Genomic DNA, 22223 nt, shown 5'->3' on the forward strand with positions numbered 1-22223 from the left:
CTTGGGCATAAGCAGTAGAGAATTTTATGTTTAAATTTTATTTAGTAATAACTAAATTCAGGGAATGATATGACTACTCAGGTTGAGGCTATTTTTGGAGTGATTTTTGATTTAGATGGAACATTGGTTTCATCAGAATTAGATTTTGCATTAATAAAGGCCCAAATAGGTTGCCCTTGCGAGCAAGACTTACTTGATTACATTGCTCAGTTGCCCTCACCGTATATGCGTGAAGAGGCAATGAATATAGTTCACCAACACGAATTAATAGATGCACAACATGCCAGTATATTACCTGGTGTGAGTGAAGCTATTCATGCTTTAAAGTCTAAAAATATTCCGATGGCGATTGTTACTCGCAATTTTGATAAAGCAGCAGCAATGAAATTACAAAATAATCCACTCCCTATCAGCACAGTTTTAACGCGAAGCGATGCCCCAGCAAAGCCAGATCCCAGCGCTTTAAATGCCATTGCTACACTTTGGAACATTAACGCCAGAAATTTACTTTATGTAGGCGATTACCTTTACGACATTCAAGCTGCGCACAATGCAAATATGCGCGCGTGTTTATACGCTCCAGAGTCAACGCCTGCTTATGCCGATCAGGCAGATTACGTTTTACATGACTTTGCTGACTTAGTGACATTAGTTGAGAGTTATTCTGAAAAAATAGAGTTATGTTAAATAGCATGCCATTTGATTTATTCTGAAATGAGTATGTAGTTATAAAAGTTTTTATTAATCAAGTTTTGCCCATTGCGGAGCTAGCCCAATACGTTTTGAATTGGTAAAATACCGCAAAACGTAACGTATTCATTAGGGGCACAAAATGGGCAGAGCATTTGTAGTTCGTCAAAGTTCTATGATCAAAACAGCCAATGCAAAAACAAAAGTAAACTCAAAGTACGGCAAAGAGATTTACGTTGCAGCGAAAAGTGGTGATCCCGATCCCGAAGTAAACCAAACACTTCGCCGTCTAATCGAAAAAGCTAAAAAAGACCAAGTTCCCGCACACGTTATTGAAAAAGCAATTGAAAAAGCAGCCGGTGGCGCAGGAGAAGATTACTCTGTTGCCCGTTATGAAGGCTATGGCCCTGGTAACTGCATGGTTATTGTTGACTGTTTAACTGACAATCCGAACCGTACTATCAAAGATGTACGTTTACCATTTACTAAAACAGACTCAAAAATTGGTACTCCTGGCTGTGTAGCGCATATGTTTGATCATTATGCGGTACTTGGCTTTGCAGGCGATGACGATGAAGTCGTATTAGAAGCATTAATGATGGCTGATGTTGATGTAAGCGATGTTGAAGCCGAGGATGGTAAAATATCAGTATTTGCACCGCCAACAGAATACTTTAAAGCTAAAACTGCCCTTGAAGACGCATTTGAAGGCATTAACTTTGAAGTAGACGAAATTACGTTTATTCCTCAAGTTAATATTGAAATTGAAGACGAAGAAGTTATTGCTAACTTTGATAAGTTTATAAATATGCTTGAAGATTGTGACGATGTACAAAATATTTATCACAATGCCATTGTAAAAAATTAAACGCAAACGGTTAAAAGCTTTAAAAAGCGTGTTTTGTGTATGCAAAACACGCTTTTTTACGTTTAAATAAATGTTAGATATTCATGTGTATTATGCTTATTTGAATATATATTTTTAAAATGCCTTAAAAGTGCTGTTATTCTAATTTTAGGCGATAAAAAACCAGCTTTAAAGCTGGTTTAGTACTTAATTTTAACTTTGATTAAGCAGTTAAAGCGTATTCGATTTTTGTGCTTTATATTTTATACGGTAGCTATGTAGTAGTGGTTCAGTGTACCCACTAGGTTGCGTTACGCCCTCTAAAACTAATGCCGTAGCGGCTTGATAGGCAATGCTGTTATTAAGGATTTCTTCGCTTGTTGCCATAGGTGTATACGCAGTGTCATGCTCGTTTTGTCCATCAACCACTTTGGCCATTTTAGCCATTGTTGATTTTATTTGCGCTTGTGAGCACACGCCATTTAGCAACCAATTAGCCATATGCTGGCTTGAAATACGCAGTGTGGCTCTGTCTTCCATTAAACCTATATGGTTAATGTCAGGTACTTTTGAGCAGCCTACGCCTTGATCAATCCAACGTACAACGTAACCTAAAATACCTTGTGCGTTATTTTCTAGCTCACTTTGAATATCTTCTTTTGAAAGCGTTTTAGGGTCTGCCATTAGCGGCGGTGTAAGCAGGTCATTAAGGCTCGCAATAGTACGTTTAGCTATACTTTGCTGCTCAGTAAATACGTTTATATCGTGATAATGCATTGCATGCAGGGTAGCGGCTGTAGGGGAGGGCACCCATGCAGTATTAGCGCCTGATTTAGGGTGCGCTTGTTTTTGCTCCATCATTAATGCCATTTTATCTGGCATTGGCCACATGCCTTTACCTATTTGTGCTTTATGACTTAAGCCACAAGCAAGGCCAATATCGACGTTGCGATCCTCATAAGCTTGTATCCATGGTTGCTGCTTAATCTGTGCTTTTGGAAGCACAACGCCCGCTTGCATAGAGGTATGAATTTCATCGCCGGTACGGTCTAAAAATCCAGTATTTATAAATACAACACGCTCTTTGGCTGCACAAATACAGGCTTTTAGGTTTACAGAAGTGCGGCGTTCTTCATCCATAATACCCATTTTAAGCGTGTTTTTAGGTAAGCTTAGCGCTTCCTCTACTAAGCTAAATAAAGTGTTAGTAAATGCCACCTCTTCTGGGCCATGCATTTTGGGTTTTACTATATTAATACTTTGCGCGCTTGAATTTTTGATACCTGTTTTTTTATTTAGGTCGTGCAGGGCAGCAGTGGCTGTAAACATCGCATCCATAATGCCTTCAAACACCGGTTGATTAAACACATCGGTAATAGCAGGGTTCGTCATTAAATGGCCAACGTTTCTTACAAACATCATGCTACGGCCTTTTAAAGTAACGGTGCCGCCATCAAGTGCGGTGTATGTTTTATCACTTTGCAGGGTACGCTCAACAGTTTTATCGCCTTTTTTAAACGATTCAACTAAGTTACCTTGCATCAACCCAAGCCAATTTTTATAAACTTGTACTTTGTCTTCTGCATCTACCGCAGCTACTGAATCTTCACAATCCATAATGGTGGTAAGCGCGGCCTCTAGCACTACATCTTTTAAACCAGCCTTATCAGCTTGGCCAATAATGTGGTGGTGATCGATATGTAGCTCTATGTGTAAGCCATTGTTTTTTAATAACACTACAGTTGGGTTTTGTGCTTCTCCTTGATAGCCAATAAGCTGAGATGGGTTAGCTAATGTGGTTTGAGAGCTGTCACGCAAGGTAATTAAAAGTGCGCCATCTACTACTGAGTAATTCGTGCTTTCTATATGCGAGCCATTGGTCAGCGGCAATGCTTTATCTAAAAACTGGCGAGCGTAGGCCATTACCTTAAAACCACGAACAGGGTTGTAGGTATTGCCTTTTTCAGCCCCGTCATCTTCGCTTAACACATCAGTACCATATAAAGCGTCGTATAACGAGCCCCAGCGAGCGTTAGCGGCATTAAGTGCAAAGCGTGCATTACTTACAGGCACAACTAACTGAGGGCCTGCTGTAAGGGCCACTTCGGGCTCTACATTTTGGGTTTCAATTTCGAAGTTGGCAGGCTCTTTTACTAAGTAACCAATATCTTGCAAAAAGGCTTGGTATTTAGCGCTATCCCAGGTTTTATTAGCAAGATGGTAGTCGTCTATTTGCTGTTGAAGCAGCTCTCGCTTTTCAAGCAGTGCCTTATTAATAGGGGTAAGTGTTTGAACGATATGTGCAAAACTTTGCCAAAATTGTGACTCACTTAAGTGAGTGTCAGGGAGTAATTGATTTTTAACGAAATCAGCGAGTTGTGTATCTACGCTGAGTCCTGAATGTGTGAGAGTGTGGGACATAGTTGCCTTCCTTTAAACGGTCGCGATGTTGTTGTGTGCTTGTGCGTAAGGCAACAATAACTCAAAAAGGCAATGTTGAGTGCTTTTTAGCTATTCACAAAATGTATAGCCACAATAACAACTATAAATTTACTAAATCTAGAAAAGGAGCCTAATGTTGAATTAAGCGCTACGGAACACACTCCTAGCCACTCTCACAACATTAAAATAATTTACACACTCGTTCGAAGGATTTTATTATGACAACATATCAACGCGAAACAGACACACTCTCTACTCTTTGCCAAACACAAGGCAGCGCATGGAAAGCTATTAACCCTGAATACGCAAGCCGTATGCGTTTACAAAACCGTTTTCGTACAGGGATTGAAATTGCGCAATACACAGCAGACGTAATGCGTGAAGATATGGCTGCATATGACGCCGACACAAGCCAGTACACCCAATCTTTAGGCTGTTGGCATGGCTTTACAGCCCAGCAGATGATGATGGCTATTAAGCGCCATCAAAAAACAACTAAACGCAGCTATGTATACTTAAGTGGCTGGATGGTTGCAGCGCTCCGCTCTGCATTTGGTCCGCTGCCAGATCAAAGCATGCATGAAAAAACATCGGTACCTGCGCTAATTGAAGAAATTTACACGTTTTTAAAGCAAGCTGATGCACGTGAACTAGACCACTTGTTTAACGACCTAGATGAAGCAAAAGCGAACGGCGGCGATGTTCAAGCTGTTATTGATAAAATAGACAACTTTGAAACCCATGTTGTGCCAATTATTGCTGATATTGACGCAGGTTTTGGTAACGAAGAAGCAACTTACTTACTGGCTAAAAAAATGATTGAAGCCGGTGCGTGTGCCATTCAAATTGAAAATCAAGTATCTGACGCCAAACAATGTGGTCACCAAGCGGGTAAAGTGACCGTTCCACACGAAGATTTTTTAGCAAAAATTAACGCAGTACGTTACGCCTTTTTAGAGCTAGGTATTGATAACGGCATTATTGTGGCACGTACAGATTCATTAGGCGCCAGCCTTACTCAAAAAGTACCTGTGTCGCAAGCACCTGGTGACTTAGCAAGCCAATACAATGCATTTTTAGAAACTACGCCAATTAACGGTGTTGATGATTTAAATGAAGGCGATACGGCAATGAAAATTAATGGCCAGTTATGTAAACCAACTCGCCTAGATAACGGTTTATACCAGTTCCGCGAAGGCACTGAAAAAGACCGCGTAGTATTAGATTGTATTACTAGCTTGCAGTCGGGCGCTGATTTACTGTGGATTGAAACAGAAAAACCACATGTTAAACAAATTGCAGAACTGGTGAATCGTGTAAAAGAACACGTGCCAAATGCAAAACTGGTATACAACAACTCGCCTTCGTTTAACTGGACGCTTAAGTTTCGTGAGCAAGTGTATCAAGAGTGGGAAGAAGCTGGCCGTGACCTTAGTGCTTACCCAAGCCTTGGCGATAATAAAGGCCTTATGGCACCAGAAATGGATGCAACAGAGCTTGCACAAGCAGCCGATTTACTAGTGCAAAACTTCCAGCGCGATGGCGCACGTGAAGCAGGTATTTTCCATCACTTAATTACTCTGCCTACGTACCATACAGCTGCGCTAAGCACTGATATTTTATCAGAAGGTTACTTTGGCGATATGGGTATGCTGGCTTATGTACGTGATGTACAACGCCAAGAAATTCGCCGTGAGCAAGCTTCTGTTAAGCACCAAGACCTAGCAGGGTCTAACATGGGCGATACACACAAAGAATACTTCTCTGGTGATAACGCGCTAAAAGCCGGTGGTGAAGATAACACCATGAACCAGTTTTAATTCCTAACTAGATAGTGTTACTCAAGGGCCAATAGGCCCTTTTTTATTGCTTTAAACAAAGTTAAAACATTGAAGCACAATTACAGATCAGACTTTAACTAGGGCGTGTTTATCTTTGTGGATTGAAATTTGTTCAAACTAGGGGCGATTAAATCGCGGCGCGAGGTTTGTAACCTAGTGGGCTAAGTAAAAACCGAGCAACAAAAAGTTTATCGTCCCTAGAAAGAACCCAAAGGGCAGCGCATGTTTGGTATTTATGCTACGTTATCGCCTATTCATGGGGAATAACCACATTACATAAGCTCCGCCTTGCCTAAAAACCAAACATACTGCTGCAAATTAACCCACCAAAGTTCAACACGCCCTTGCCAAATCATGTTGGATCACTATTTAACTACCTGAGTGAATTTACAGATCAGAGTTTAACTAACCTTTCATAAAACGGCATATTTGGGGTGATTTTGCTGTAAAAAGCGTTTACAACAACTTTAAAAGGCTGATAAGTGACTGATTTTTGCTTTAATAGACAAACTTAGCGAATTTATAAACCGATTTTTTACTAACTTCTCCGTTCGATAAAACAAAATTTTACTAACTGAGAGGCTATAAACAGTGACTCAAACCGATTTTTTACCAACTCAAGTTACAAAAAATGCTATAAACCGAAATTTTACTAACTGAAATTTTAGCTAAGTCCGATATTTAACTGTCACAGAAGTGTAAAGGGGGTTTACAGTTTGAATACTACGGCGATAAATACAAAAGCCACTTATTTAAAGTGGCTTTTATTTGAGCTATAAATGTTATACAAATTTTAGGTTATTTAGTGTGTTTATCAAACCACCATTGAATATAAGCAACTTTGGTCATTAAGTTTGATGGGCGAGCTGTAATACCATGCGATGCATCAGGAATTCGCACCATTGCAGTATCAACACCTTGTAACTTTAATGCCTGATAAAACTGTTCAGTTTCTGAAATTGGTGTACGGTAGTCAGATTCCCCAGTGAGCAACATAGTAGGAGTTTTAACGTTTCCAACATAGCTAATAGGCGAGCGTTTCATGTAATGCTCAATGTGATCCCATGGTTTCCCTGGAAACCAGTAATCAGCAAAAAACGGGTAAAAATCGGCAGTTAGTACAAAGCTGATCCAATTAATAACCGGTTTGGCAACTACAGCCGCAGCAAAACGATCGGTATGACCCACAATCCAAGCTGTTAGCACGCCGCCGCCAGAACCACCGGTCACAAACAATTTAGACTCGTCAATAAAGCCTTTCGCTATTAGCGCATCAACGCCTGTCATTAAGTCATCAAAATCGTTACTTGGGTAATTATGATGAATAGTTTGTGCAAACTCTTTACCATAGGAATCACTACCACGTGGGTTCATGTATAAAACGACATTACCTTTGGCTGCAAACAGTTGAATTTCAGCGCTAAAGTGCGGGCCATAATTAGCGACAGGACCGCCGTGTATTTCTAGTATTAGCGGATATTTTTTACTGCTATCAAATTCAGGTGGGTAAGCAACCCAACCTTGGATTGGTAGCTCATCGTGACTTGATTTAATCCAAATTTCTTCCACTTTAGCCAAAGCTTTGTCACCCAATGCATCTGCATTAAGAGTAGTTAAACGCTGCACTTTACCGCGTTTAATTGTTGCTATATCAGCAGGGCGCTGAGTATCTGCAAGGGTAAAGGCTACCTCGCCATCTTCGCTTACATCAAAGTCGCCACCAGAATAAGGGCGTCCAAAGGCAACGCTGCCAATTTGAGTTGTTATTATTTTACGCTTGCCACTGCGTGGTTGGTAGGCGAGGGCGGTTTGACCTTTATCGGCGTAACTAAAGTACACACCTTTTGAATTGGCACTCCATTTTATTTGACCTACGCTACGATCAAAATTTGGCGTTAAGCTAGTTGTGTTACCTGTTTTTAAATCACGAATATAAAGTTGAGCATTTTCGTAATTAGTGCGTTTATCGTCATAACCTGTGTACGCTAAGTAACGACCATCGGGCGATACTTTAGGTTGTTCATCAGGGCCATCTCGGTTAGTAATTTCTGTTATAGTTTGCGAGGCCAAATCAAGTTTATAAATTTCATTATTTGTGAATTTTAGCTGGTTGTTTGTGTGCCTGTTCGCAGAAAAATAAAGTGATTTACCATCGTTACTAAAGCTTACATCGCCCGCGTTATCAAACTCATCATGAGTGAGTTGTTTAGCATTACCACCGTTAGCATCTGTGGAAAATAATTGGCTAAAACCTTTTTGTGTGTAACCGCCACCATCTGAACGGTAATACACATCATCAATAAATTTGGCGGGCTCTGCCCAGGTTGCGCCTTTTGGTTTACCTGGTAAGCTCACTGGCGCTGAATTAGCGCTTGGGACAAACATGCTAAATATTAATTGGTTAGAATCAGGGCTCCATGTAATCGAACGTGGACTACTCGTTAAGTTACTAATTTTTGCCATAGCACCTGTTTTAAGCCATTTAATATATATTTGGCTGCTGCCATCGCGGGTTGATATAAACGCAAGGCGTTGACCATCAGGAGAGAGTACTGGCGAATAATCCATATGTACGCCAGAGGTTAGCGGCTGCATTTGTTTGGTTTTGTAATCAACAGACCAAATATTACCCACTTTGCGATCTGTTTTTATATCCATGCGGTTACGCACAAAATAAACAGTTTTACCGTCTTCGGTTATATCTATTTGATTAGCATATTCTAAATTAAACACGTCTTGCAGTTGTAGTGTATTTGTTTCAGCGTAGGCTAAATTGCTACAGCCTAAAATGAGACTAAGTGTTAAAAGCTTTTTCATTTTTATCCCTGTTGTTACTTTTTTTAATTTGCTAAGTAGTTATATGTTAGGGATTATTAAATTAACAGTAGGATGCGATGAAGCTCTTATTTAAATCTATGAGTTAAAGCTGTAAAGGGGGTTTACAGCTTCTATTTGTGGTTGTGTAAAAGTGTTTAGTTAGCTGAGTTACACAGGGCTTTTATATCTATTATAAGCGCTATGCCATCAGCGTTGTCGCCATGTACGCATAAGCTATGGGCGTTGAGCGTTAGTTTTTTTCCAGTTCGTGTTGTCACGCTGCCATCGGATAAAAGCTGAGTTACTTGTTTTAGTAATGCAGCTTTGTTGTGAACGCTACCCTCAAGTGTTCGTGACACTAAATGCCCGTCGTCGGTGTACTGCCTATCGGCGAATGCCTCGAGTATTAGATCAACTCCTGAGCTTTTGGCTATTTGAATGTGCTTATTGGCATTTTTAGTCGCTAAAATCATTAGCTTTAAATCTGTTGGGTAGCTGGCAATTACGTTTATAACGGTTTGTAATATTTGATCATTTGCCATCATGTCGTTATAAAGTGCGCCGTGGGGTTTTACATAGCTAAGTGTTAAACCTTGTACTTTTGCCATCCCCTCAATAGCGGCTATTTGATAGTGCAGGCAATTTGTAAGCTCTTTTTCGCTAAGTACCATTGAGCGCCTACCAAAGCCCTGCTTGTCTGGGTAGCTTGGGTGAGCACCAATTTGTACGTTATGTTGCTTGGCAAGTACAAGAGTGTATGCCATTACATCGGCGTCACCTGCATGAAACCCACACGCAATGTTAGCCATATCAATATGTGGCATAACGTCATCGTCTAGCCCCATTTTCCACGCGCCAAAGCTTTCGCCTAAATCACAATTGAGTTTCATATTAGTGCGCCTTTTGCGGTTTTATTGTGACAGGTAATACGCCGTTAGTCGGTGCTTCTCCTAGTAACACTTTTGCAAGTGCGGTAAAAGCAGGACCAGATACAATATCGTTTTTATCTACATCAATATTATATGCATACGATGCAAGTACAGCATTTGCATAATCGCCAAATTTAGCAATGTCGTAAGGTGCTCTTAGGCTTATAAATACAGTGCTTTTGTTTTCTTCTTTTGCCACTTTTAATAATGACTCAAGTGCTTTTGGCTGCTCCGCATTATTAAGTACAAAATTTGAATCATCTTTTAAATCATCCATACCGCCAATTTCGACCGCACTTTGATTAGGTGTTGCATTACCGGCGATAACTACATCAGCAGCGTGTATTTGTATTTTAGCTTGTGCCGGATTAAACCCTTGTAAACTACTACAACTATAGTTAAGTTTTTGCTGGCTGATAGCTTCAATTGCTTGCTGCATTGCCATACATTTACGCGTGTCGGGCATAATAATATGAATATTACTTCCTGCTTTTAAATTAAGCGGCAAAGTACTGTTATTATTTTTAACCTGCGTTATTGCCTCTACAGCAAGCTGCGCTTCTATTTCGCGATGTGCTGCACTGCCAATTGTTTGCTTTGCATTTATGAGCGCGGTAATAGGGTCAAAATTAGTGCTTAATCTAAATTTATTTTTAAGTGTAATAATACGCTGTGCCGATTGTGCTATTTCTTGCTCATCAAGTTGGTTTGATTTAACCGCTGCAACAAGATCTTTAATAAGATCATCGAGTTTATTTAAATCATCTGGTGTTCTAATTTCAATAGGCATTAGGGCAATGTCAGCTCCAGCGGCAAATGTATTTATTACCGCTTGAGTTGGTGTGAAGAAGTTACTAATACCAGCCATATCAAGCGCATCAGTTACTACAACTCCTTGGTAATTAAGCTCGCCACGTAAAATATCAGTAATGATTGCGCGCGACATTGTTGCCGGTTTTATCATAGTTTTGCCATTAACACTTATAAACGTTGTGCTATCAAGCGCTGGGTATTGAATATGCGCCGTCATTATCATACCTGGGTTTTGCTTGGCGATAATGTGTTTAAACGGTGCTAGGTCTTGCTCGTAAATAACTTCTTTTGCATGGTTTACTTTAGGCAAGCCTGTATGGCTATCTACGTTTGTATCGCCGTGACCCGGAAAGTGCTTTAACGAGGTAATCACGCCATTGCTTTCAAATCCTGCAACCTGTGCGGCGCCAAATTTACTCACTAATGCTGGCTTTTCACCAAACGAGCGTACGTTAATAACTGGGTTATCGGGGTTCATGTTTACATCAACCGTGGGCGCGTAGTTTACATTTATACCCAGCGAATTTAGCTCTTTAGCTATTACTGTTGCTGTTTTTGTCGCAAAGCTTGTACCGTGTTTTTTGTAGGTTGCGCCAATCGACATATTACCGGTAAATGAGGTGGCAACATCGCGTGGTAAACGCGCTACACGTCCGCCTTCTTGATCTATTGATATAAATAGCGGCAGCTTACTACTGGATTTACTTGCAGCTGTTTGCAATTGGCTATTAAGCGCAATTGTTTGCTCTATCGATTGAGTGTTTTCAGAAAATAAAATTACCCCACCAATATCGTATTTTGCAATAGCGGTAGCGAGTTCATTAGGTAACTCGGTCATTGGAGTTCGGCATTTATTACTTACTCCTTGCTGGCAGAAGTAACGAAAGTCGAGTATTAGCTTTTGCCCAAGTTGTTGTTCAAGAGAAAGCACGGGTTTAGCAAGCGAGGATTGTAATGGCATTAAGCACCCAGATAAAAAAACGATAGACGATACAATACACTTATTTAGCAAAACACACTCCAAAGCTAAAAAGTAGATAAGTGTAAGCAGCTTAACTACTTTTTGAGGTAACTGCAAAAGAAGGATTTTTTGCAGAGGAACCAATAACGTATTGTAAAAGTTAAAGAAAATTCATAATCTTGCAACTAGCGAAAAGTTATATTTAGTTATATTTTTTGTGGCTTTGTTAATATTAGATAATAAATTTTCAAGAGGGTATAATTGCGGGCTTTATATACAATTATAGGTTCGGGTACTGAATACCTGTACTTAGGATGGCATACGTTTGCGAAAAAAATTATTAACGGCCTTAAATCTTCGATTTCTTATTTTGCTTTTAGCGATTACGGCTTCTATTAGTACTTTAGTAAGTAGCTTTTATTCTACCTACCAAGTACAAAAAGAGCAGTTAACAGCTTACACGCTAAAAAGTAACTATGCTTATGCCAATAAACTGGCATCCGCAACAGATAATTTTTTAGAATCCGCAATGCAACAACTGGCCTATTCAGCTAAAAAAATAGAGCAAAGAGTTGATGATGAAGATTTATTAAACCAAGAAGCGACCCGCTTACACTTACAAACGAATAGCTTTAACTCGGTTGTAATTAATAAGCATAGTGTTGTTGTCGCAACCTCTCCTAAATTTCCGCAACTTATTGGTGAATCAATCCACTCACCTGGCGCTGTACAAGCGCTACAAGAAAAAAGACCATTAATCAGCGCGCCTTATATGTCGGCTGCTGGGAACTTTATTGTTTTTATTTCTCATCCTTTGTTTGATAAAAGTGGAGATTACCTTGGTTATATTGGTGGCTCTCTTTATCTAAAGGAGCGTAATATTTTAAATAGCTTATTAGAGCAGCATTATTATGAGGGTGGAACATATATTTATGTGGTCGACGCCAGTAGGCGAATTCTCTATCACCCAGATCAGGCACTAATAGGGACAGTCGTCACAAATAATTCCATCACTAATAATATGATTACAGGCCAAAGCGGTACTTCTATTGTTAAAAATAGCCAAGAGATAGAAATGCTAGCAGGCTTTTCCTCTGTGCCTAAAGCAAAATGGGTAATTGTCGCTCAGCGCCCTGTAAGAGCAACGCTTTCGTCACTTGATTTACTCATAACTGAAGTAATAAAACGTACATTACCGATGGCTGTTATTACGTTTCTTTTAATCGGTTTTTTTGCTCACTTAATTTCTAGACCTTTAAAACAACTAGCAGACAAAGCAAATACACTTGACGATCCAACAAGTATTGAAGAGCTAAAAAGTGTTAAATCTTGGTACTTTGAAAGCCAAAGACTAAAAATTGCAATGCTCAATGGAGTTAATACTTTGCAAATGCAGATAGGTCAGCTTCGTCATGATGCGCAAACAGATCCCCTAACTGATACTCATAACCGTAGGAGTTTAAACGGTTTATTAAACCAGTTGATGTTTAAGCAAACTCCATTTGCTATTTTAGAGATAGACATCGATTTCTTTAAGCGAGTTAACGATACCTTTGGCCATGATAAAGGAGATGAAGCTCTTAAATCGCTTACTGATATTATCAAAAAATTATCTCGAAAAGACGATATCGTAGCACGTATAGGAGGTGAAGAATTTGTACTTGTCTTGCCTAATGAAAACAGCCAAAGTGCGCTCAAAATAGCAGAGCGACTACGTAAAACTGTTGAGTCTACAAATATGGAAACTATCGGCTTTATAACAATTTCTATTGGGATTGCAACTTGGCCTGAGCACAGTAACGACATAGACCAAGTTTACAAGTGTGCTGACAAAGCACTTTACCATGCAAAAGAACATGGCCGTAATCAGTGCATTGTTGCTGATTAAAAGTGTGTTTCGATAGGTGAATAGTTAATTGCAATTTCTACATTGCTCACTGATCTATAGCTGTTTAGAGCACTAGACAATCCTGCAATATCAACATCCTTTTCAACAAGTAATGTGTAATTGTGAGCTGTTGACTTGACTAATTCATAATTATTTTTTAACTCATCAGGCACAGAATCGGTATTTAGTGTAATGGTAAGAGTACCTGTTACTACACCTTTTTGTTTTAAGTTCTGATTATAAATAACGTCGCCTTTAAATAACTGCTCAGAGTTAAAGATAAGTTTATCACCAGATGAATTTATGCTTTTAGATGCATTTTTAACAACACCTTGACTACTTTCTTTTTTAGGGAAAATAGTGTCACTTTTCTGGTTCTTAGATGGTTCTTTTATAATGATCTCTGCTGTTTTAGGTTGTACCTGAGAGTTGTTAACCTCTGTTTTTTCACTGTTATTACATGCAGATAGTAATAAAGCTGCGATTATTGGCACTGCACTTGTAAAAATTATTTTTTGCATTCGTTTACCTTTGTTTACTTTTCTTTAAATTTAAAGCTATTCAGCCTTATTCAAGTCTGTATATTAACAACTTAACTAGATGTTTACATAAAACAATCAATTTAAAAACATTAAGTATTTAAACATAATAAATACAAACAGGTGGATACATGTCTCAATTCAAATTAACAACTATTGCCATGGTTGTAACATCTACATTAGCAGCAGGTGAACTAACGGCCGCTGAACAAACTCGATTTTATGATGTAAGTGCAACAAATTCAGTTACTCAGGGCGCTTCTTTAGCTGCCGTTCAGCAGAAAACCTTAGCCGAACGCGCCACTGTGTCGGGTCAAAAATCTATTTACGATGCACAAATGGGTAAAGCAACATTTTTATGGCAAGCAATAGGTCAGCGTAAGCCTGACATGGCTTTAATCGCAGCTGATAACCGTAATCAATATGCTGCTGACTTTTATATTGAAACTTTAACAGGTATTAGTAATCGTAAAGCAACAGCATCTTCTGCTGTTATGGTTGATTTATCAGAGCAAAAACGCGGTTCTATTAGTGCAAAATACAAACAACAAGTAAACGGTGTTGAAGTTTTTAACCGCGAATACAACTTGTTAATGGATAAAGAGTACAACTTAGTAGCAAGCTCGGGTTATTTTGCTGATACGTCGTCATCTAAAAATAAACTTGCTGCGTTAACTGGTTTTGTAAGCTCTGAGCAAAGCATAAGAAAAGCATTTAGTGAATTAGCAAATATTGATGTCTCACTTCGTAAAATTGGTAACGAAGGTGGATATGCAAAATATGAGGCTAAATCATTAGATGATTCTAAGATTGTTTTAGGTACACCACGTGCAAAAGAAGTGTTTTTTGAAGTTGCAGGCGAGCTTAAATCAGCTTACTACATTGAAGTAGAAGTAGCAGAAGTTGGCTCTTTAGAAAGTGACTACTTTAGCTACGTAGTAGATTCAAATAACAGCAAAGTATATTTTGCGAAAGATTTGAAATCTCATGCAGCTGACTTTAATTACCGTGTTTACGCAAACCAAGATGGCTACCCAATGGAAAGTCCGCACGGTGACGTAATTCCTGCAGATGGCCCAGGACAAGTAGACGAGACTGAGATTTTAGACGCGCCAATGGTATCTCTATCTTACTACAGCAAACTAAGCACAATGGACCCATGGTTAGCTGATGATGCAACGACAACTTCGGGTAATAACGTATTCGCATACGCCGATGTGGTTGCACCTCAAGACTTTAGTGAAGGTGACTTTACTGCTGAAACAACAGCAGACTTCACATTTGACTACCCTTATCAAGTAGATGAAGTTGCAAATAGCTACGCAAACCGTAAAGCAGCTATTGTTAACTTGTTTTATATGAATAACTTTTTACATGATTTTTTCTATGATCATGGTTTTGATGAAACATCAAATGTAGCGCAGGTATCTAACTTTGGTCGTGGCGGCATAGAAGGCGACCCGATTGAAGCACAGGCTCAAGATAACTCAGGTCGTAATAATGCAAATATGTCTACACCAGCTGATGGTGCTAGCCCACGTATGCAAATGTACTTGTACAACAGTAAAGATGCCACTGTTGGTGTAGATTTTGGTATTACAGTAACTTCACATGACTCTTTAGGCCTTTTAGCTTCAACAAAAGAATCTGGCTTTGGTAAATACCAATTCAGTGATGTGGCTGCAGAAGTTGTTCGTTTAGATGATGGAAATACAGTAGATTCAACAAGTATTAATGATGGTTGTGAGCCTGCTATAAATGCTGCTGAACTAGCAGGGAAAATTGCAATTGTAGATCGTGGCTCATGTGCTTTTACGATTAAAGTAAAAAATGCACAAGATGCAGGTGCAATAGCAACTATCGTTGTTAATAATGACCCAGATACGGCAGAACCGGCACCAATGGGCGGTGAAGACGATACTGTAACCATTCCAAATATGGGTTTAAATTACGCTGATGGTCATGCAATGTATGACCTAATTGATGCTGGTGAAGTTGTTACTGTAGACATGTTTACCAAAGCAACATTAAAAGATGGTACGTTTGATAATGGTATTATTGCTCATGAATGGGGTCACTACATTAGTAACCGCTTAGTCGGTAATTCATCAGGCCTTATTAACTTCCAAGGCCGCGCAATGGGCGAAGGCTGGGGCGATTTCCACTCATTAATGTTTATCGCTAAAGAAAGCGATATAAATATTACAGGTAACGATAAGTTCCAAAAAGCATATGGTAGCGGCACATTTGTAGAAGACTTCTACTTCGGTATTCGTCGTCTTCCTTATTCAACTGATACAGATGTAAATGCATTGTCGTTCCGCCATATTACTGAAAATGCTGGTGCTGATATTGGTATATCACCAACAAGCGTGGCTTCTCCTCATGCTGCCGGCGAAATTTGGGCAACTGTATTATGGGAAAACTATGTAGCGCTTATTAACGAGCATGGCTTTAATGAAGCACAAACTCGAATGGCAGATTACTTAGTTGCAGGTTACAAATTAACACCTATTGCACCAACCTACACTGAAGCACGTGATGCTATTTTAGCTGCTGCCTATGCAGTAGACCCTGCTGATTACAAATTAATGGTAGGTGCATTTGCTAAACGTGGTATGGGTCTTGGCGCAGTATCGCCAGATCGTTTCAGTAATGACCTTACTGGTGTGGTTGAATCAGATAAAACACAGCTTTCTAGCTATGCATTTGCAAGTGCTGACTTAAACAACATGTACAATGGTACAGAGCTTGGTTTTTGTACTAACGACAATATTTTAGATAAAGGCGAAACGAGTACGGTTAGCGTAACAATTACTAACCGTGGTAGTGAAGTACTTAGTGGTACAACAGCACAACTGACTGTTATAAGCGATCATGATGTAACATTTGAAAATGATGGTTTACTTACTTTTGGTGAAGTTCAACCGTACGAAGCAATAACTAGTAACGATATTAAAGTTACTTTGAACGAAGCGGGTACAGCTGAAACACTAGAAATTGAAGTCACATTCCCTGAAATTGAAACGGACGATGATATCGTTGAAGCACTTGATCAAACACTTACGTTTGAAGTAAATATGGGCTTTAAGTCAGAAATGCCTGTTGGAGCTGTAGTTTCAGATGATATGGAAGTAGCAAGTTCATCACTATTAGATTTAAAAGAAAACGTAATGTTTGGCGGTGACTTAGCTGTTGGCACTCAGGTAATGGATAATAGTAGTAATATTGCCTTCTTTGAACAAGGTGGGTTTGGGCTAGGCACACAGGCAATGCGCCTTGTAAATAATGGTTTCCAATCAGATGTAGCAGTAGAGAGTAAGTCATTCGAAGTTGGTTACTCAGGCGACTTTGAAATCTCATTTTGGCATTTCTATAGTATTGAGCAAAACTGGGATGGTGGTGTTGTAGAAGTTAGTGTTAATGGCGGTGACTGGGTTGATGCTACTGAAATTGGCGGCACATTTGATGTTGGCTATGACGCTGTTCTAATCGAAAATGATTCGCAAGAACTTCAAGAACGTGAAACTTTTACAGGTAATAACGTACAAGATAGTGGCGCGTATGGTAATTATGAAACTATCAACTTTGGTGATGCTCTAAACGGCAACTTAGTAAAAGTGCGCTTTAGAATCTCATCAGATGGCGCAGTTGATGATTTAGGTTGGTGGATTGATAACCTAACTATGTCTAACGTTTTATCTCCTGTATTTTCAGAGCTTGTAGCGGGTGATTCACTAGCATGTGATAACGCAGCCCCACTTGTTTTAGTCGAAAGTGCATCGGCGGAAATTACTGAATCTGCTACAGGAACAATTACAGCAACAGCTACAGATCGCAATGGTCAAACACTAACTTATGCTTGGACTCAGGTTAGCGGTAGTGCTGCTACGCTCACTGGTACTGACACTGAAACTTTAAGCTTCACACCTGCAGCTATTACTGCAGATGAAGAGCTTGTTTTTGAAGTTGCCGTAAGTGATGGTGTAACAACTGTGACTCAACAAAGTACTGTAATGGTAAAAAATGAAGCGGTAGCAACAGTGCCTGTAACTGAATCAAAATCTAGCGGTGGTGGTAGTTTTGGCTTTATAGCTTTATTACTTACTCCATTAGTATGGTTTAATAGACGCCGTAAAAACGTAAGTAAATAAGTTTAAATAACATCCCGTCATCTCTAAATACATGACGGTTTTAATGAAAGGCCAGTAGCGTTTGCATCTGGCCTTTTTTATACACTTAGTTTGATGTTTTTAGTCCTGAGCACAGTAACGACATAGACCTAGTTTACAAATGTGCTGACAAAGCGCTTTACCATGCAAAAGAACATGGCCGTAATCAGTGCATTGTTGCTGATATTAGCTAACCACTGCTTAGCTAAGTAATACTTTACATTGAACTTAAATTGATAAATTCTCTACAAAGAGTGCATGAGTTTATTAAGCCAGCCATCAGCTTTTGATGGTTTGTAAATCATTACTATGTCTTCTCTGTAGCGACTGTTAACCCCCTTTACAGTTAATTTTTTAAGCCCTAAATCATCAATCACGAAATTTGGTAAATATGCCAACGCCAAGCCACTTTGTATCACCTCTATTAATGCACTGTAATCGCTACATCTAAATACAATATTGCGCGGGGCTATTTCATCTTGCCAACCGTCGGAGCCAATACCTTGTTCAAGGCCGCACAGTGGTGAAAACAACGGGCATGCAAAAGACAACTGTAGTAATTGGTTTTTATTGAGTGTTAAAAAGCCTTTTTGTACTAGCTGATGTGAAGGAGACGCAGCTACACTAAACTCAGTATTAAATACGTCAACCGCCACTAAATTAGTATGTGAGCTGTTGTTTAATGCCTCGCGAGTAACTAGCGCAATATGCGCCGAACCTGATGCAACTTGGCTTATGGCTTCATCTTCAAATATATTATTAATACGCACCGAGCAAGGCAGGTTGCTAAGAGGTGTAAGCAGCTTTTTAACGCCACTTTTGAGTAAAATGGCAGGGCCTGCAATAACCGCATTAAATTTATGACTATCGCTTTTAAAACGGCTAGTAAGCTGCTGGTAATTATGAACTAAATCGCTACTGTGCTTAACAAATTCTTTGCCTTTATCATTAAGTACTAAGGTTTTACCTACGCGGTTAAAAAGCTCCGTGGCTAAGTTTGCCTCAACCTTTTTTAGCGTTTTAGACAGCGCACCAGGGGTAATATTAAAGTGCTTAGCGGTTGTATGCAGATTTTGCGAACCCGCCATATGAATTACTTTTTCAATGTCATCTAAATGCATAGCGCCAAACCGTATTGATTAAAAGGAAACAACTAACAACTTATTATCGATTATTTATACATAAAAATCAGCTTATAGTAGCGCTATATTAATTTGGAGCATAAACATGAAACACATACTGTTATTTTTTATTTTGTTTTCAACAACAGTTTTAGCAAACACTCCCCTACACAATTCACAAAATACGCATAAGAGCCACAGCTATGTAGGGCTTCATGGCATGGCGCTTATATTAGCAAACGATAAAGTGCTTGCCAGTCACATGCCTTTATATGCCACTCCCCACGACTACCAAATAGTGTATGAAGTAACTACAAGTGATACCCACTTAAAAATAATCAAAGATGCTTTAAGAAAAGCAGCAAACGAGCAAAGCCAGATCACTATTTTACCAAGTAAGTTTAACCTAAACTTATTAATAAATAAGAAGACACCCATTTTAAATACCACTGTGTTTAATGGTCATTTTGAACGCGGAGGTACGGCCCTGTTTTCGACAAAGCTGACTTTTAAAAACCCGTTATATGTAAAAAAACTCGCTATTACACAACCCGTAAAAGCAGAGTTTGATTTAATAAAGGTATCAGCAGGGCAGGGGGTGGTAATTCATAAAATACAAAGTAAACCAAGCTATGACTCGTTAAGCTTAGTGTCGCTTATTAAGGGGAAGTATAACGGGGAATTAGAGTGCGACAGCGCAATAAATACAACGCTTGCAAGTAAGCTAACGGCGTGCTTTAAAAACGCCCCCAGCTATTTAGAAACAAAAGATTTTGCGATTAATTAATTTATAAATAACGGCGATTTTAGCTTTAAAAGTGCTGTTTATATAAAGTGTTAATGGGCATTAAGTATGTAGAGGTGTACCTGAATATACTCACCATTAAGTAATTTGACTTGAGTAAATATGTGGCAGGCAAACGCTGCATACCCATGCAGCGTTTACTGCCATTTGTTTAGCCCTAATTAAAACTGATAGCTTACCCTTGCTGAAAAGTTACGCCCAGGTTGGGTGTATTGGCTAAAATCAACACTTTGCGATTGACCTGCAATCAACTCAAAAGGTACATATTCTTTATCGAGCAAGTTAAGTACACCTACATTTAGCTGCCACGCTTGCCATTCGTAGTTTGCGTATAAATCAACAACCCCGTAACCATGCCCTTGCGTAGTTTTATCATCGTTTGCATCAAGTACTACATCCGATTGCGATTTAGCTAAACGCAACGCAGCGGTCCAGTTAATATTACCCAGCTCTGTACTTAACAATATTGAGCCATTTAACGGGCTAATGCTGGTAAGTGGCTGATCGGTTTCTTTATTTTCACCATCAACGTAAGCTACGTTTGCCTCAAGTAGTATATTTTCAGCGACATACATGGCAATTCCGGCTTCTACACCGCTTATTTGTGTTTCGCTAATATTTTGATATTGATACAGCGTTTTGTTTACGCCAGGAATGTACGTTGGCTCAACACCCACTACGGCGGTTTCAATAAAATCATCGAATGCTGCATAAAAAGCACTTAAGTTTACGCTAATATCGCTGCTGGCGTATCTTAGTCCAAGCTCAAACGAGTCACTGCTTTCTGGGTCTAAATCGGCGTTTGGTAATATTTGATAAAACGGCTCAACGCCGTGGCTTTGATAGGCTTGGTCGTGTGGTGGTATTTTAAAGCCTCGTACGTATTGCCCGTACCACGATAAGTTATCATCCACTTGGTATATAACACCTAGCTTAGGCGAGAAAGCAGATTCGGTAATATCATCAAGCTGCGCATCAGCGTAAAGCTCATCACTTTTAGCTTCTAGGATGTAGTAATCATATCGCACGCCTGCAATAACCGACCAGGCACTGTTTTTAAACGAAATACTGTCTTGTACATAAGCGCCAATTAAAGAGGTGTCAGCCCCCGGGAATGCTTTTTGTTTTTGGTCTGTAAAATCAACCGTGCCATCAGCTAAAACACGTGTTTTTAAACGTGGGCGAGTGGTGTCGTATAAGTCGATATCAACTCCGTATACCACTTCGTGATCGGTGGTTTCTCCTTTAAGCTCTTTATTAAATATCGCTTTTAAACCTAAAATATTTTGCTCAAAGCGATAGTCTTTATAATCGGTGTAGGTGCTTGCGCCACTAATTTGATCGCTTTGCTGCTCGTAACTACTATAAGACACTTGCCCATACCACTTATCGAACGCGGCTGTTGCTACCTCAGAATGGTAATCTAGCGCCAGTGACCAACTCGTGTCGTCTTCTTCGGTTTCTTGAATGGCGGGAGTTATTTCTTGCTCAATTGTTTGATTAAAGTAATCAAGGGTGTATTTGAGTGTGCGTTTTTCATCAAGCTGTTGCTCAAATTTAACTAATAAAGCATCCGACTTAGCATCATAACCGGGTAAGTTTTCGTCATAGTTTTGTACTTCTTCGCTGTCGCGGTGGCTATACACGGCGCTTACTGCAAAGTCGCCTAAGTCTTTTGCAGCAGTAATATCGGCGGCTACTTGATTACTTTGACCTTGATACCCAAGCGCCATTTTTACAAAGCTGCTGTTATTTTTTAAATAATCACTAGGATCTTTAGTGGTTATAACCACAATGCCACCAAGTGCATCAGAGCCATATAATGACGATGCAGCACCTTTGGCTACTTCTACTTGTTTTACACCTGCTACGTCAAAATAATTACGGCCAACTAAATAGCCCCCTCCACCTGCATAACCATCGTTGGTGCGTCGGCCATCTTTTATAAATACAACCCGGTTACCACCAACACCACGTACTGTAAGTGTTTGCGCGCCTGCGCCACTGCCTGTCGTTGCAATGCTTGGGTCGTACTTAAACATGGTTTGTAAATCTACAGCTAGCTGACGCTCTATGTCTTGCTCGGTAATAACAGTAACTGAGCCTGTAACATCTTTAAGCTTTTGCTCAAAGCGCGAGCCACTTACAACAATATGATCGTCAATTATGTTTTCGGCAATGGCAGTGCCCGAGCCAAGTAGTAAGGTTGCTATAGCAGTAAATCTAAACGCAGAGGGATTCATTTTAACTCCAAATGATAATAGTTATTATTTATGGCGGAGATGTTACAACTAAGTCAAATTAAGATCAATTAATTATGATAATCATTTTCATTTAGATTTAACTGGTTATAATAGC

General features: G+C 39.5%; 13 protein-coding genes. 6 read left to right on the forward strand and 7 right to left on the reverse strand.

Annotation, left to right across the window (positions count from 1 at the left end; translation table 11 throughout):
- Positions 1–69: 69 nt before the first annotated feature.
- Entirely contained in the window at positions 70–687 is a 618-nt protein-coding gene (locus H5161_RS03020; RefSeq protein WP_182720240.1) for an HAD family hydrolase, read from the forward strand.
- Between the two features lie 145 nt (positions 688–832).
- Positions 833–1558 carry a YebC/PmpR family DNA-binding transcriptional regulator gene (locus tag H5161_RS03025; RefSeq protein ID WP_002959197.1) on the forward strand — a complete coding sequence of 242 codons (726 nt, stop codon included), beginning with the start codon at positions 833–835 and terminating at the stop codon, positions 1556–1558.
- A 210-nt stretch (positions 1559–1768) separates the two neighbouring features.
- Here H5161_RS03025 and H5161_RS03030 read toward each other — a convergent pair whose 3' ends face one another.
- Positions 1769–3958, reverse strand: coding sequence for a malate synthase G (locus tag H5161_RS03030; protein WP_182768649.1), 2190 nt, complete (start codon positions 3956–3958; stop codon positions 1769–1771).
- A gap of 239 nt (positions 3959–4197) precedes the next feature.
- On the opposite strand from H5161_RS03030, the gene H5161_RS03035 reads away from it, so the two are divergent.
- Positions 4198–5799: an isocitrate lyase gene (locus H5161_RS03035; protein WP_182736563.1), complete on the forward strand. Its 1602-nt coding sequence runs from the start codon at positions 4198–4200 to the stop codon at positions 5797–5799.
- A gap of 819 nt (positions 5800–6618) precedes the next feature.
- Here H5161_RS03035 and H5161_RS03040 read toward each other — a convergent pair.
- The 3 genes from H5161_RS03040 to H5161_RS03050 form a co-directional block, all read right to left on the reverse strand.
- Positions 6619–8637, reverse strand: a complete 2019-nt coding sequence (locus H5161_RS03040; RefSeq protein ID WP_182768650.1) for a S9 family peptidase — start codon at positions 8635–8637, stop codon at positions 6619–6621.
- A 155-nt stretch (positions 8638–8792) separates the two neighbouring features.
- A complete protein-coding gene (locus H5161_RS03045) occupies positions 8793–9527 on the reverse strand; it encodes a 5-oxoprolinase subunit PxpA (RefSeq protein ID WP_182768651.1) in 735 nt (244 codons plus the stop codon).
- Position 9528: 1 nt separating this feature from the next.
- On the reverse strand, positions 9529–11340 hold the full coding sequence (locus H5161_RS03050) for a glycoside hydrolase family 3 protein (protein ID WP_182768652.1): 1812 nt from the start codon (positions 11338–11340) through the stop codon (positions 9529–9531).
- Positions 11341–11710: 370 nt separating this feature from the next.
- Here H5161_RS03050 and H5161_RS03055 point away from each other — a divergent pair, with 370 nt between their 5' ends.
- On the forward strand, positions 11711–13228 hold the full coding sequence (locus H5161_RS03055) for a sensor domain-containing diguanylate cyclase (RefSeq protein WP_182768743.1): 1518 nt from the start codon (positions 11711–11713) through the stop codon (positions 13226–13228).
- Here the strand turns inward: H5161_RS03055 and H5161_RS03060 are convergent.
- Positions 13225–13749, reverse strand: a complete 525-nt coding sequence (locus H5161_RS03060) for a hypothetical protein (protein ID WP_182724999.1) — start codon at positions 13747–13749, stop codon at positions 13225–13227. The genes H5161_RS03055 and H5161_RS03060 overlap by 4 nt on opposite strands.
- Before the next feature lie 149 nt (positions 13750–13898).
- Between H5161_RS03060 and H5161_RS03065 the strand changes: the two genes are divergently transcribed.
- The gene (locus H5161_RS03065; protein ID WP_182768653.1) at positions 13899–17921 is read left to right on the forward strand and encodes a rhombosortase-dependent M36 family metallopeptidase; all 4023 of its coding nucleotides are present in this window, start codon (positions 13899–13901) and stop codon (positions 17919–17921) included.
- 263 nt (positions 17922–18184) lie between these two features.
- Here the strand turns inward: H5161_RS03065 and H5161_RS03070 are convergent, their stop codons facing one another.
- Entirely contained in the window at positions 18185–19060 is an 876-nt protein-coding gene (locus H5161_RS03070; protein ID WP_182768654.1) for a LysR family transcriptional regulator, read from the reverse strand.
- A 106-nt stretch (positions 19061–19166) separates the two neighbouring features.
- On the opposite strand from H5161_RS03070, the gene H5161_RS03075 reads away from it, so the two are divergent.
- A complete protein-coding gene (locus H5161_RS03075) occupies positions 19167–19847 on the forward strand; it encodes a hypothetical protein (protein ID WP_024596038.1) in 681 nt (226 codons plus the stop codon).
- Between the two features lie 179 nt (positions 19848–20026).
- Here the strand turns inward: H5161_RS03075 and H5161_RS03080 are convergent, their stop codons facing one another.
- The gene (locus H5161_RS03080) at positions 20027–22108 is read right to left on the reverse strand and encodes a TonB-dependent hemoglobin/transferrin/lactoferrin family receptor (RefSeq protein ID WP_182768655.1); all 2082 of its coding nucleotides are present in this window, start codon (positions 22106–22108) and stop codon (positions 20027–20029) included.
- Positions 22109–22223 lie beyond the last annotated feature (115 nt).

The sequence above is a fragment of the Pseudoalteromonas sp. SG43-5 genome (assembly GCF_014164345.1).
Lineage (GTDB): Bacteria > Pseudomonadota > Gammaproteobacteria > Enterobacterales > Alteromonadaceae > Pseudoalteromonas > Pseudoalteromonas distincta.

Bases quoted from the DNA above. Each gene is read 5' to 3' on its own strand.
- H5161_RS03020 (WP_182720240.1), top strand. From the start codon at position 70: ATGACTACTCAGGTTGAGGCTATTTTTGGAGTGATTTTTGATTTAGAT.
- H5161_RS03070 (WP_182768654.1), bottom strand. From the start codon at position 19,060: ATGCATTTAGATGACATTGAAAAAGTAATTCATATGGCGGGTTCGCAA.
- H5161_RS03075 (WP_024596038.1), top strand. From the start codon at position 19,167: ATGAAACACATACTGTTATTTTTTATTTTGTTTTCAACAACAGTTTTA.
- H5161_RS03045 (WP_182768651.1), bottom strand. From the start codon at position 9,527: ATGAAACTCAATTGTGATTTAGGCGAAAGCTTTGGCGCGTGGAAAATG.
- H5161_RS03030 (WP_182768649.1), bottom strand. From the start codon at position 3,958: ATGTCCCACACTCTCACACATTCAGGACTCAGCGTAGATACACAACTC.
- H5161_RS03065 (WP_182768653.1), top strand. From the start codon at position 13,899: ATGTCTCAATTCAAATTAACAACTATTGCCATGGTTGTAACATCTACA.
- H5161_RS03060 (WP_182724999.1), bottom strand. From the start codon at position 13,749: ATGCAAAAAATAATTTTTACAAGTGCAGTGCCAATAATCGCAGCTTTA.
- H5161_RS03025 (WP_002959197.1), top strand. From the start codon at position 833: ATGGGCAGAGCATTTGTAGTTCGTCAAAGTTCTATGATCAAAACAGCC.
- H5161_RS03040 (WP_182768650.1), bottom strand. From the start codon at position 8,637: ATGAAAAAGCTTTTAACACTTAGTCTCATTTTAGGCTGTAGCAATTTA.
- H5161_RS03050 (WP_182768652.1), bottom strand. From the start codon at position 11,340: ATGCCATTACAATCCTCGCTTGCTAAACCCGTGCTTTCTCTTGAACAA.
- H5161_RS03035 (WP_182736563.1), top strand. From the start codon at position 4,198: ATGACAACATATCAACGCGAAACAGACACACTCTCTACTCTTTGCCAA.
- H5161_RS03080 (WP_182768655.1), bottom strand. From the start codon at position 22,108: ATGAATCCCTCTGCGTTTAGATTTACTGCTATAGCAACCTTACTACTT.